Source organism: Croceicoccus sp. BE223 (assembly GCF_031457155.1).
Lineage (GTDB): Bacteria > Pseudomonadota > Alphaproteobacteria > Sphingomonadales > Sphingomonadaceae > Croceicoccus.
The window spans coordinates 155,467-167,980 of sequence record NZ_JAVDWB010000002.1 but is presented as its reverse complement, the minus strand read 5'-3'; the positions used below and the strand labels follow the sequence as shown (position 1 = coordinate 167,980).

The following is a 12,514-nucleotide window of genomic DNA, read 5'->3' as shown; positions in this document are numbered from 1 at the left end:
GGGCGCCGCGGATCGACCGGCGCCGATTGACACCATCATGGCGATGGGAGAGGCATGGGCCATGACCTCTCCCGTCAAAAGCATCACCATCGTCGGCGGCGGCACGACCGGCTGGCTGGCCGCCGCATTTCTCGCCACCCGCTTCCAGACCAACCTTGCCGCGGGCGAGATGTCGGTCACGGTCATCGAATCGCCGAACATCCCGATCATCGGGGTGGGCGAATCGCTGTCGCCCGCAGCGCCGGAGACGCTGAAATCGCTCGGCATTCCCGAGCGGCTGTTCATGATCGAGACCGACGCCACCTTCAAGCTGGCGGGCTATTTCCTCAACTGGGACGTCGGCTCTCGCGGCGAGCCGACGAGTTGGGTCAATCCCTTTGTCGGCTATCTGACGGCGGGCAACGAGTTCGAGCGGTTCGAACTGGCCGGCAAGCCTTTCGGAGAAGCGCCGGACTACGCGGCGACGATCTCGCCCTGCCGTGCGGCGATCGAGCAGGCCAAGGGGCCGCGCCAGATCGGGCAGGCGGACTTCGAAGCGGTGCTGCGCTATGCCTATCACACGGATGCCAGCCGCTATGCCGCGCTGCTGAAGACGGTCGCGCTGCATCGCGGGGCGGTGCACGTCAGCGACGACGTGGTGGACGTGACGCTGCGCGACGACGGCTTCGTCGACAGCCTGCAACTGGCCGGGCGCGGGGCCCATCCGGTCGAGATGGTCATCGACGCGACGGGCTTTTCCGGTGTCATCCTCAACAAGGCGCTGGGCATCGGCCATGTCGACTATTCGCAGACCCTGCTCAACGACCGGGCCGCGGTGATCCAGCTCGACTGGCCCGAGATCGGGGAGATCGAACCGGCGACGCGCGCCACCGCGCTGGGCCACGGCTGGGCCTTTCGCGTGCCGCTCTACCACCGCACCGGCAACGGCTACGTCTATTCCAGCCGCTTCATCGACGATGACGCGGCGCGGCGCGAGTTCGCGGCGCACCTGGGCGATCCCGCGCTGGCGGAACGCATGCGGATCATTCCGATGCGGGTGGGCCGGGCGCAGCGCAACTGGGTTGGCAACTGCATCGCGATGGGGCTGAGTTCGGGCTTCGTCGAGCCGTTGGAGGCGAGCGCGATCTACACGGTCGAGACCTCGCTCAAGTGGCTGATGAACTATTTCCCGGACAGCAGTTTCCCGGCGGCACTGGCCGATCGGTACAACCAGCGCACAGCCGCCCTCTACGACGAGGTGGTCGAATACATCGCGCTGCACTACCGCCTGTCGAACCGCGACGACACCGCGTACTGGCGGGCGCAGCGGACCGAGCCGGTCCTGCCCGACCGGCTGGCCGCGAACCTGGAAGCGTGGCGCCATACCCTGCCGGTGCAGGCGGACGTGCAGCCGACCAACTACTTCGATCAGAACACCTATCTCGCCGCGCTGTTCGGCAAGGGGTTCTACAAGGGCGGGCAGCTTCATCCCGAGCGCAAGTACGACGCGGGCGAGTGGGCGAAGCTGAAACGCACGATCATCGACACGCACGACCGCGCGGTCGCATCGCTGCCGGGGCACCGCGAACTGCTCGATTCCTTCCGCCGCTGAGGGGCCGGTGGGGGCGAGGCCCCCCTTGGCTTGGCATCGATCGTCGGCCTTGCGCCGACCGGCACGAAAAAAGGGGCGGTGCTTGCGCACCGCCCCCTCTTTTTTGCCTGGCTGGCGGACAGTCTTAGAAGCTGCCCGAAATGCCGAAGCGGAAGTAGCGACCCGTCTGATACGACGTGACGCGCTGGTAGTAGGGGTTGATCGTGTTGACGTCGTCGAGATCGCCGAACTCGTTGTAGTCCAGCTTGCTCTTGAAGTTGAACACGTTGAACACGTCCATGCTCAGCGTCACGCCGCCGTCGGTCGACGGGAACGGAACGGTGTAGGCGAAGCGAAGGTCGATCCGCTTGTTCCAGTCGCTGTCGAACACGCTGCCACGGCCAACCGGCTGGTCGAGCGTGCCGTCGATGTTACCGGCGGCGATCTGCGCGTTACAGTACCACGACGAGGCGAGGACGTCGGTCGCACGACCGTCGCCGACCGGGTACGAGCCCTGGCAACCGAACTTGCGCGGCGACTGGACGATCGCGTTGAAGCCGAGGTTGAAGTTCTCGAACGGGGTCACGTTGCCGTAGACCTTGAACGTGTGGGTGCGGTGGTTCGGCAGATAGCCGTAGGCACCGTCCATCCAGCCGAGTTCGTCGAAGTCCTGCGTCAGGCCGGTATCGTCCTGACCGTTGTCCGACTTCACGCCGCCTTCGTAGTTACCCTTCGAACGCGCCCAGACGTACGAGGCGCTCATGCCCCAGATGCCGTCGTTGGCACGGTCGAACTTGAACTCGGCCGCGTAGTACTTACGCTTCGCCTTGGGCAGGCCGATGAACGAGTTCGGGATGACCAGCTCGTGCAGGTTGCCGGCGTCGTCCGAAGCGTCGACGATCAGGTCCTTGCCCGGGTTGAGGAGGACGTAGCCGCCGCTGCCGACCGTGGGCGTCACGCCCGGCGCACACCACGAGAGCGACTGCGTGTCGCAGTAGTTCTCGACGATGGACTCGTAGGCGCCCGAACCGTCGAAGTCGACGTCTTCAAGGACCGCGCCGAGGGTGCGGTACGTGAAGTTGGCGGAGAGCTTGACCAGCGGCGAGACGTTGTATTCGCCGCCGAAGATGAACTCGTCCAGGTACTGCGGGCTGAGGTTCTTGGACACCAGCGTCGAAGCCGGGGCCACCGAACCGTCGCTCAGCACGGTTTCACGAACGATGGTTCCCAGCGTGGGATCGCTCAGGCTGCCGTTGTAGTTGCCGCTGCCGTCCACCGGAAGGGTGTAGTAGTCTTCGGTGAAGAATTCGGCGCCGGCCAGACGGATGTTAGTGTTCGCCGCGACGGGCAGGTAGTAGCGACCGTAGAAGGCCGAGATACGGGCACGCTTCTCGCCGGTCGGGTCGAAGTTGATGCCGATACGCGGCTGCCACTGGTTCTTCAGCTTGATGAACGTATCGCCGTTGCCGTCGGTGTTCTCGAACGTGTCGTTACGCAGGCCGAGCGACAGATTGATCTTGTCGGTGACGTCCCAGTCGTCCTGCACGTAGAACGCGGTGTTCTTCGACTTGAACGCACCACCCGAATCCAGCACGCGAACGCGGATGTAGTCGGTGTTCGGGTCGATCAGGCCGCCCAGCGCACCTTCGGCGCCCGAACGGTAGAAGCGGTAGTAGGTGCCGCCCGAGTAGATCGTCGCGTTGACGGCGGTCAGGTTCTCGCGGTCGAAGCCGAAGCGCATGTTGTGCGAGCCGAGCAGGTCGAAGCTGAGATCCGCGTCGAAGCGGTAGTTCTCGCGCTTGTCGCGGCCGGTGTCGATCACGCCATTGGGATTGCCCGCGATGTAGACCAGCGAACCGCTGCGACCGTCCAGGACGTAGGGAACCGAGTCCGCGTCGCCCGCCGAGGTCTGGTCGAACTTCGACTTGCCGTACAGGGCCGACAGGGTCAGCCAGTCGGTGAAGGCACCGGTGTACTTGAAGATCATGTTCGAACCACCGGCGAAGTTGGTGGTGTTCGTGACCTCGCCCGTGTCGAGAACGGTCTGCTTGACGGTCTCGTCCTGGCTGTCGTTGAAGTAGGTGGCTTCAACGCGGTGGCCGTCGAACAGGTTCAGGTCGAGCTTGCCGCCGTAGAACGGATCGTTGAGCTTGCGCTCGGTCAGCGTGGTGTTGGTGTAGGTGCCGAGCAGTTCGCCGTCTTCGTTCTGATCCTCGACGCGCGCCGTGTCGGACTGCGTGAAGTGGCGCGGGTTGTAGAAGCCGAAGAAGAACAGGCGGTCCTTCAGGATCGGACCCGACAGCCAGATGTTGCCTTCGGCCTGGGTGCGCTTGTCGAGCTCGTTCGCCTGCGAGTAGGTGTTCGGCGAAGTCTCGCGCATCGAATCCGGGATGTAGCTGGCGTTGAAACCGCCGTGGAATTCGTTGCCGCCCGAGCGGGTCAGGGCGATGACCGCGCCGCCGGTGTTGCGACCGAATTCGGCCTGGTAGCCGCCGGTCTTGACCTGCACCTGGTCATAGAACTCGAACGGCACGGTGGTGCCGCCCACGAACGTACGGAAGTTCGTGATGTTCATGCCGTTGATGTAATAGATGTTCTCGGCAACCGACGAACCGGCAATCGAGACGCCGCCGAACGCGGTGTCGCCCGAGGTCACACCTGGGGTCAGCAGCTGGATCGCTTCGATGTTGCGCGCGACCGGCAGGTTTTCCGCGATGCTCTGGACATCGAAGACGGCGCCGGTGGCGGTGCCCGAGAAGTCGACCGTGCGGACCGCGCGGCCGGTGACGACGATCACGTCGCCTTCAGTCGTCGAGACCGCGGCAACGGGGAAGGTGTAGTTCGAACCACCCAGGGCAACCGCGACGTTCTCGTTCTTGGTCGTCTGCACGCCCGGCGCGCTGATGGTGACCGCGTAGTTGCCGATCGGCAGCTGCGAAAGGCTGAACTGGCCCGACGCGTTGGTCGTGGTCGTGCGCGTGAAGCCGCGATCCTGCGAATCGACGGTGATCGTGGCGCCGGCGACCGGTGCGCCGCTTTCGTCGGTGACGGTGCCCGACAGCGAGCCCGCAGTCACGTCCTGTGCGGCAGCCACGGTCGGAAGAGCGACCGACGCCGCAGCGCCGATGCCGACCAGGGCGAGCGCGTTGAGGGCGGAGCTCGCCTCAAGCGCACGCTTGCGAATGGTGGTGAGTGTCATGTGATGCAGTCCCTTTGCATTTCTGGGCCCGGCGCTTTTCCCGAACGCCGGGTGGCTTCCCGGCGCGTCGCGATAGGCGCGGGGAATTGGCCGAGGCATCCCCCATCGGATGGAACAATGCAAAACCAGATAGTCTCAATTGAGAAGAATTGGTTGCGAGTGTTGCCGATCGATCACATCTCGCAATCGGCCATCATGGCACGTCGGTCGCGGCAAATTCGTGACACGCGAATCCCCGGCAGGCACGCGGTCCGCGCGGCAAATAGCAATGATTGTCAGCGATTTATGCAACGGTGAGTGCGTTGGTCATCACCGGCGGGCTGGCAAACCGGTTTCCCCGGTTACGTGAATCGAGGGTGGTTACCGATGTGACCGGCGCGGATGAAACGAAATGTGACTTTCAAACAACATTCCATTCCAGATGTTACTTTATATTGGCGGACAGCGCACATTTGCGTATCAACCCCCTTCATGTCGCCCGTGAAACCTCGCCTTGCGGATTTCCTGCCATATCGCCTTTCGGTGACCTCGAATGCGGTCAGCAACCGCATTGCGGCCGATTACCGGACGCGATTCGGCGTCAACGTGCCCGAATGGCGCGTCATGGCCGTGCTCGGCGACGTGGGTGCGCTGACGCAGCGGCAACTGGTTGGCGCGACGTTCATGGACAAGGTCGCGGTCAACCGTGCGTGCAAGGTGCTGGCCGATCGCGGACTGGTCGAGCGCAGCCCGAACGACAGTGACGGACGCTCCCACCTGCTCGAACTCACCGAATCGGGCCGCGAGATGCACGGCCAGATCATGCCCCTGGCGCTCAGCCTGGAGGCACGACTGCTCGAATGCCTGACCGCGGCGGAGCAGCGCAACCTGCGCCGGATCCTCGACAAGCTCTTCGCGCAAGTGCGCGCCACCGACACCAACTGATCGGCTCGCCCCGGACGGTCGCACCGACCTGTCCTTCCGTCGGCGTTGCATGAAGAAAGGGCGGCAGGGTCATCCCCCGCCGCCCTTTTCGGTTCACGCCGTGTGGCGGCGCACCCGCTCCTACGATTCCCGGTTGAGGAACGTGTCGGAGATGGCGCAGGCCGCCGGGCCGAGGATGACGATGAACAGCACCGGCAGGATGAACAGGATCAGCGGCACGGTCATGATCGCGGGCAGGCGCGCGGCCTTTTCCTCGGCCCGCATCATGCGTTCGTTGCGGAATTCGGCGGACAGCACGCGCAGAGCACTGGCCAGGGGGGTACCGTAGCGTTCGGTCTGCACCATGGTCGTGGTCACGCCCTTCACCGCCTCCAGGTTGACGCGGTAGGCGAGATTGTCGAACGCCTGCTTGCGTTCGGACAGGAACGACAGCTCGATCGAGGTCAGCGCGAATTCGTCGGCCAGTTCCGGATAGGCCCGGCCCAGTTCCTTGGACACGCGGCCGAAGGCGGCGTCGACGGTCAGGCCCGCCTCGGCGCAGATGACGAGGAGGTCGAGCGCGTCGGGCAGCCCCTTGCGGATGGCGCTCGTCCGCTTGTCGATGATGTTCTTGAGATAGATGTCGGGCGCCTTGTATCCCATGATCAGGATGAAGGCGAAGGTGTTGAACCGCCGCATCGAACCCCAGTCGGGATACATGTCGGTCCAGTAGATCACCGTCGCGGCGAGCAGGCCGAGCGTGATCATCAGCACCGGCCGCGCGGCGACGACGACATAGGCCAGCTCTTTGCGGCGGATGCCGGCCTGCATCAGTTTCTGCTCGATCGTCGCGATCTGCGAATCCTGCAGCATCTTCAGCGAGCCGAGGACGTCGCGGACCTTGTTGGTCACGTCGGTCCGACGGCGGATCGAACGGCGCACGTTGATCGTGCCCATGAGGCCCGCCTTGAGATCGTCGCGCCGGGCGTTGAGCGACTTGACGCGCTTGGCCATCGGGTCGCGCACGGTGACGGCGGCGTAGACGGCCATCATCGCGGCAAGGGCGGCGACACCGGCCAGCAGCGTGCCGACCATGATGACGTCGAAGCCGAGAAGCGTGGGGCCTGCGGGATTGTTGACCATGATCCTTGCCTTTCCCTCAGACCTCGAAACTGACCATCTTGTACATGATGAAACCGCCCAGGCTCATCCACACCAGGCCGCCGAGGCCCGCGACGATGAGGCGGTCGTCGGTGAAGAACCCGCCGAGGTACTTGGGGTTCAGCATGTAGACCATCGTGAACACCACGAAGGGCAGGGCGCCGACGATGTAGGCCGAGGCCTTGGCTTCCGAGCTCATCGCCCGGATCTTGAGCTTCATCTGCATGCGGTCGCGCAGCACCTTGGCGAGGTTCGAAAGCGTCTCGGCAAGATTGCCGCCGGTCTCGCGCTGGATGGCGAGGCTGATGCAGAAGAACTTGAATTCCGGCAGGTCCAGCTTGTCGGCGGTTTCCTGCAGGCTGTCGTCGAGCGACTTGCCGACCCGCACCCGGTCGGTCACGTTGCGGAACTCCTCGCCCACCGGGCCGTCGATCTCGCCCGCGACGACCGCCATCGTCTCGGTCACCGGCAGGCCGGCGCGCAGGCCGCGCACGAGCAGCTCGATACCGTCGGGAAAGCGCGTGTTGAAGGCCTTGGTCCGCTTGGCGATCAGGTACTTGACCGCAAGGTGCGGAACGCCCGCGCCCATCATCGCGCCCAGGGCGAGGCCGAGCAGCGGCGCGCCGAAGACAGTGACGATCGGCAGCGCCACCAGCACGCCGATGCCGACGGAGGCGTAGATATACTGCTGGACGGTGATGTCCTTGCCGGTGCGTTCGAGCCGCAGCGACAGGGCCGCGGCCTTCGAATCGGCGCCGGCGACCCGGTGCGGCTTCACCCGGCGGGCGGCGACCGCCTTCTTGAATTGCGCCTCGACCTTCGCCTCGCCGTTTTCCGAGTGGCGATAGCGGATCTGCTGCAGCCGCTTGGTCTGCGCGCGCGAGGCGGACGAGCCGTAGAGCGCAACGTACGCGACGAACATGATCACGAACATGCCCAGGGCGATGATGCCGATTTGCGCCATATCCATCGTCTTCGCGTCCTTCCTTGTCGAACCGGTTCAGCCGGGAGTCCTTGCGCGGGCGCGGGTCACGCCTTCTGCTTGGACCCCAGCATCGAGCGCAGGTCGAACTTGTTCATCAGCGATGCGCCCTTGGCCGCATCCTTGCCCTTGCCCTTGCCGTTTCCGGGGGCGGAAGCGCTGTCGCCGCCGCTGGTCACGATCGCGCGGCTGATGTCGCGGATCACCGCCGAGGCCTTCGAGCCGCGGCTCGCCTCGACAAGCACCTGGCCCAGCTTGGCGGCATGGATCGCGGCCTTCACGTCGGCGGGGATGATGTAGTCGATCTTGCGTTCGATCGAGGCCTCGAAGTCGGCGCGGCTGATCTCGCCCGCGCCCTGGCCGACGCGGTTGGCGACGACGATCGGCTTCACGTGCTCGGCATGGCTCGACAGCCACGACAGGATGCGGATCGAATCGCGCGCCGAGGCGAGCGTCAGTTCGGTCGCGAGGATGAACACGTCCGCCCCGTTCAGGATGTGCGGGAAGTTGATCAGCATGTTGCGCGGCAGGTCGACTACGGTCATGTCGAAGGCCTGGCGGAACTCGTCCTCCAGCTGCACGAAAGCCGAACCGTCGGTCATCAGCGGCGTGTGGATCGGCGCTTCGGCCGACAGCACCGAGAGATGGTCGTTCGCCCGCACCATCGCGCGTTCGATGAACAGGCCGTCGATGCGGCTGGGGTTGTCGATCGCGTCGGTCAGGCCGCGGCCCGGCTCCAGGTCCATGGTGAGGGCGCCGGTGCCGAAATGCACGTCGAGATCGAGCAGCGCTGTCGGCAGCTTGTGTTCGGTGCTGAACAGCCAGGCCATCGAGGTCGCCAGAGTCGAGGCGCCGACGCCGCCCCGCGTGCCGACCACCGCGGTCAGCACGTGGTCGCGCGCCGCGCTTTCGCCGCCGCCGCTATGGCGCGGAGCGTTGAAGCTGGTCTGCGCCTGAATCAGCGCGTCGCGCACCGCTTCCTCGGTCACCGGCTTCAGCAGGTAGTCCTGGATGCCGCTGGCGGTGAGGTCTCGATAGAGGCGCACGTCGTTGACCTGGCCGATGGCGATGACCACCGTGCCCGGCTCGCACACCTCGGCCAGGGCGTTGATGTCGCTCAGCGGATCGCCGCATTCGGACAGGTCGACCAGCAGGATCGACGGGCTGGCCGACACCGACAGGGTCTGCACCGCGTTGCGCAGGCCGCCCTTGTTGCACTTTTCGTGCGGCAGGCCGAGTTCGGAGGCGGCGTTGCGCACGACATCGGTCGTCGCCTCGTCGCACAGGAACGCGGCGAAGCTGTCGCGATCGCCATGACCGGCGTTACCGCCGCCGGGAGCCCAGGGAGCATTCATCGGATTATCCCTTCTTACTTGCTGTCGGACGCGACTTCGTTGACCTTGTTGCCGTTGCCGGTCGGCTTCGCCTCGCGGTAGGCTTCGATCGCCTTGGTCGAGCTCATCACCACCGTCTCGCCCGAACCGCGCTGGCCGCGCAGGAGGTCTTCGGGGTCGGCGATCATCGCGGCGAGGTTGCCGTTGATGGCGCAGCCGTAACCGGGGCTGGTGGCGTTGTTGGGGTTCGCATCGGACTGCGCGCTCCAGTTCGGGCAGTTCGGGACCGAGGCGACGGCGCGGGTCACGACCACGCGGGCAGACCCGGCAGGGGCCATGCCTTCGGTGACCGGCGCGGTCATGCCGAGCAGGAAGCCGCGCGCATCGGCGAGTTTGGCGAGATCGTCGCGGGCCGCCGGGCTGAGGCTGCTGCCATCGACCGAGACCTTGTCGCCGTAGCCGAGTTCGAGCGCGTCGAACCAGTCGGTCAGGCGGCGCTGTTCGCTCATCGGGATGCCGGACGGGCCGGCCTGCACGTCGAACACGTAATTCGTGCGGCTGACCACCGGCTGGTTGTCCGAATAGAGCGTGCGGTTGGTCGCGACCCCGCCGGCGCAGGCCGAGAGGCCGGCACTGGCCAGCAGCGCGAAGGCCAGCGGGCGCAGGGAGCGGGTGAACCGGTTTGCAGTGTTCATCGTCATCACCATTGTCCTTCGTGCGATCAGAACGAGAAGCCGGGCGCCGATCCGGCAGCATCGGCGCTGCGAACGGGCTGGCGGGCCGGGTCGGCGGATTGCGGCGTCGCCGCGCTGATGCCGGGGGCGACGACATCCTTGGTCGCGCTGGGCATCGGGCGGGCGGTACCGGTCACGCCATCGGTGTTCTTGTTGAGGAGCAGGCGCTCGAATTCGGGCACCGTGCGCAGGCCGTCGGTCGGCAGCACGATGTCGGCATCGTCGACCGGCTTCACCAGGTACGGCGTGACCACGATGACCAGCTCGGTCTCGCCCTTGCGGAAGCTGTTCGAGCGGAAGAGATTGCCGAGGATCGGGATGTCGGCGACGCCGGGCGTCTTTTCGATCGCGCTGTTGTAGCCGTTCTGCAGCAGACCCGCGATCATGAAGCTCTGGCCCGAACCCAGTTCGATCGTCGTTTCCGCGCGGCGCACGGTCAGCGACGGGATTTGGAAACCGCTGACCACGACCGCGCCCTGGCTCGACAGTTCGGAGACTTCGGGGCGGACGCGGATCGAGATGCGGCCGTTGGCCAGCACCGTCGGGGTGTAGGAGAGGCTGACGCCGAACTTCTTGTACTCGATCGAGGTCGAGCCGAGGCCCGAGCTGACCGGGATCGGATATTCGCCGCCCGCGAGGAAGTCGGCCGTTTCGCCCGAAAGCGCGGTGAGGTTGGGTTCCGAGATGGTCGTCACGAGGCCCGTCGTCTCGCCCACGTCGAGCGCGGCGGCGATATCGAGGCCGAGGAACTTGCCGATGCCGCCGATCGTGGACGTGCCGGAATTCTGCTTGATGAGGCTGCCCGTGCCGCCTGCCTCGGTGCCGCCGACGAAAAGGCCGTCGCCGCCGACTGTCCACTGCGGCAAGTACCCGTCACGCCCCTGCGCGATGCCGAACTTGAAGCCGCTGGTGCCGTCGAAGGTGTTGACGCTGGCGCCCAGCACGCGAACCAGCGAACGGCTGACTTCGGCGAAGCGGACGCGCAGGTTGACCTGCAGCGGGGTGGCGAGCCGCAGGCGGCTGATGACATTGGTTCCGGGCCCGACGAAAGCCGAGACAAGGCGCTCGGCCTCTGCCGCGTCCTCCGGTGCGGCGACGGTGCCGGTCAGCAGCACGGTGTTGTTCATCGTCGCGGTCTGGATGCGCGCCTCGGGCATCGCGAGATCGAGCATCTGGTCGATCGAGGAGAGGTTGTTGCCGACGCGGATGACCGAGGACCAGATGACCCGGCCCACGTTGTCGGTGGCGTAAAGGGTCGTCTCGCCGGGCGACTTGCCCAGCACGAAGACCTGGTTGGCCGACTTCACCTGAACGTCGGCGATCTTGTCGTCGGCGATGAAGATGTCGGCCATGCGCCCGCCGACGTTGACGAGCTGGCTGGTCCCGACCGAGACAACGACTTCGTTGGTCGGCTTGGGCAGCGATGCAGACTGGGCCGCAGCGGTGCCGGAGAGGCCGGCGATGCCGATCGGCGCCAGTGCGGTGGCGGCGAAGGCGATGCTCGCGAGCATGCGTTTCATCTTGGTTCCCCCCTGGGAATGAATGAGCGTGGTCATGTCGGTTCCGTCCCTTTGTGCGTCGGGGCCTTAGCGGGCCACCGGAACGGCCGAGGTGCTGGTGCCGCGGGTGATCCGCACGACCGGACCGCTCGGCACGGCCGGAGCCGCCGCCGGTGCCGGGCCGCTGGCCATCGCCGGCATGAAGGGCGAAGGCGCGGCGGAGCGGGGCTTGAACGAGCGGGCCTGGAAGCGCGAGACGTCGCCGCCGGTCTGGTAGGTCGAGCGACCTTCCTGCGGCGCGTTCATCGCAAGCTGGAGGATCTCCTCCTCCTGCTCGGGCGAGGCGCCATCGGGAACCACGACCTCGCCCTTGGCGATGGCGCGGTCGAGCTCGGCGCGGGTGTCGGCCAGCGGGCGCAGCGCCAGGCTCAGCGTGCCGAGCTTTTCGGCGACGGCGACCTTCTCGGCGATGCGGGGCGTCGCCTCGATGGTGACGAGGCTGGTCTTGGTGACGACCGTCTTGCCGTCGACGACCTGGCTGTCGGTGCGCTGGTCGGTGGCGAGGATGCGCAGGTTGCGCAGCACGGTCTCGGCGGCGTTGAAGCCGTCCTCGTTCTCGGTGCCCGACACCTTCTGGGTCAGCAGCAGATCGACGCGGTCGCCGGGGAAGATGAAGCCGGCAACACCGGTCTTGGCGGAAACGGGGATGGTGACGGCGCGCATGCCGGGGCCGAGCGCGGCGGCGAGGAAGCCGCGGTCGCCGGGCTTGACCAGCGCGCCCTGGGTCACCGGTTGGCCCGCGGTGATCGGGAAGCGGGAGACGGTGCCGAGAAGCTGGTTCATGTCGGCCTGGCCTTCGACGAAGTAGGCGTCCTGCACCATTTCCTCGGGCCACAGCTTGAACTGCAGCGCGTCGGCGGTGATGATGGTGCCGATCGGCAGCTTGCGCGTGGCGACGAGGACGCGGGGTCCCTTCGGCTCGGCGGTGGCAGCCTCAACGGTCGGAGTGGCATTGCCGGCGAACATCGAGCGGGCCATCAGCGCGGTACCCACCGCGACGACCAGCGCAACCACCAGCAGTATCAGCTTCTTCTTGTCCATGGCAAAAGTCGCCCCTTCGTCGTGTCTGCTA

General features: G+C 66.0%; 9 protein-coding genes. 2 read left to right on the top strand and 7 right to left on the bottom strand.

All coding sequences use genetic code 11. The annotated features are described in order from the left end of the window. Nucleotides 1-61: 61 nt before the first annotated feature. A complete protein-coding gene (locus J2X37_RS04785) occupies nucleotides 62-1,591 on the top strand; it encodes a tryptophan 7-halogenase (protein WP_310018390.1) in 1,530 nt (509 codons plus the stop codon). 124 nt (nucleotides 1,592-1,715) lie between these two features. Here the strand turns inward: J2X37_RS04785 and J2X37_RS04780 are convergent, their stop codons facing one another. Continuing rightward, complete coding sequence (locus J2X37_RS04780; protein ID WP_310018388.1) at nucleotides 1,716-4,769, bottom strand: TonB-dependent receptor; 3,054 nt, start codon at nucleotides 4,767-4,769, stop codon at nucleotides 1,716-1,718. 522 nt (nucleotides 4,770-5,291) lie between these two features. Between J2X37_RS04780 and J2X37_RS04775 the strand changes: the two genes are divergently transcribed. Beyond that, the gene (locus tag J2X37_RS04775) at nucleotides 5,292-5,693 is read left to right on the top strand and encodes a MarR family winged helix-turn-helix transcriptional regulator (RefSeq protein WP_404979595.1); all 402 of its coding nucleotides are present in this window, start codon (nucleotides 5,292-5,294) and stop codon (nucleotides 5,691-5,693) included. A gap of 120 nt (nucleotides 5,694-5,813) precedes the next feature. Here the strand turns inward: J2X37_RS04775 and J2X37_RS04770 are convergent, their stop codons facing one another. The 6 genes from J2X37_RS04770 to cpaB form a co-directional block, all read right to left on the bottom strand. Continuing rightward, nucleotides 5,814-6,815, bottom strand: a complete 1,002-nt coding sequence (locus tag J2X37_RS04770) for a type II secretion system F family protein (RefSeq protein WP_310018382.1) — start codon at nucleotides 6,813-6,815, stop codon at nucleotides 5,814-5,816. 16 nt (nucleotides 6,816-6,831) lie between these two features. After that, a complete protein-coding gene (locus tag J2X37_RS04765; RefSeq protein ID WP_310018379.1) occupies nucleotides 6,832-7,803 on the bottom strand; it encodes a type II secretion system F family protein in 972 nt (323 codons plus the stop codon). A 59-nt stretch (nucleotides 7,804-7,862) separates the two neighbouring features. Continuing rightward, entirely contained in the window at nucleotides 7,863-9,170 is a 1,308-nt protein-coding gene (locus J2X37_RS04760) for a pilus assembly protein CpaE (protein WP_310018377.1), read from the bottom strand. A gap of 14 nt (nucleotides 9,171-9,184) precedes the next feature. After that, entirely contained in the window at nucleotides 9,185-9,844 is a 660-nt protein-coding gene (locus J2X37_RS04755) for a CpaD family pilus assembly protein (RefSeq protein WP_310018375.1), read from the bottom strand. A 26-nt stretch (nucleotides 9,845-9,870) separates the two neighbouring features. Then, on the bottom strand, nucleotides 9,871-11,403 hold the full coding sequence (locus tag J2X37_RS04750; protein ID WP_310018373.1) for a type II and III secretion system protein family protein: 1,533 nt from the start codon (nucleotides 11,401-11,403) through the stop codon (nucleotides 9,871-9,873). A 66-nt stretch (nucleotides 11,404-11,469) separates the two neighbouring features. Beyond that, a complete protein-coding gene (gene cpaB, locus J2X37_RS04745; protein ID WP_310018371.1) occupies nucleotides 11,470-12,483 on the bottom strand; it encodes a Flp pilus assembly protein CpaB in 1,014 nt (337 codons plus the stop codon). Nucleotides 12,484-12,514: the final 31 nt, after the last annotated feature.

Coding starts and splice junctions, on each gene's coding strand:
- J2X37_RS04785 (WP_310018390.1), top strand. CDS start 62: ATGACCTCTCCCGTCAAAAGCATCACCATCGTCGGCGGCGGCACGACC.
- J2X37_RS04780 (WP_310018388.1), bottom strand. CDS start 4,769: ATGACACTCACCACCATTCGCAAGCGTGCGCTTGAGGCGAGCTCCGCC.
- J2X37_RS04770 (WP_310018382.1), bottom strand. CDS start 6,815: ATGGTCAACAATCCCGCAGGCCCCACGCTTCTCGGCTTCGACGTCATC.
- J2X37_RS04765 (WP_310018379.1), bottom strand. CDS start 7,803: ATGGATATGGCGCAAATCGGCATCATCGCCCTGGGCATGTTCGTGATC.
- J2X37_RS04760 (WP_310018377.1), bottom strand. CDS start 9,170: ATGAATGCTCCCTGGGCTCCCGGCGGCGGTAACGCCGGTCATGGCGAT.
- J2X37_RS04755 (WP_310018375.1), bottom strand. CDS start 9,844: ATGAACACTGCAAACCGGTTCACCCGCTCCCTGCGCCCGCTGGCCTTC.
- J2X37_RS04750 (WP_310018373.1), bottom strand. CDS start 11,403: ATGAAACGCATGCTCGCGAGCATCGCCTTCGCCGCCACCGCACTGGCG.
- cpaB (WP_310018371.1), bottom strand. CDS start 12,483: ATGGACAAGAAGAAGCTGATACTGCTGGTGGTTGCGCTGGTCGTCGCG.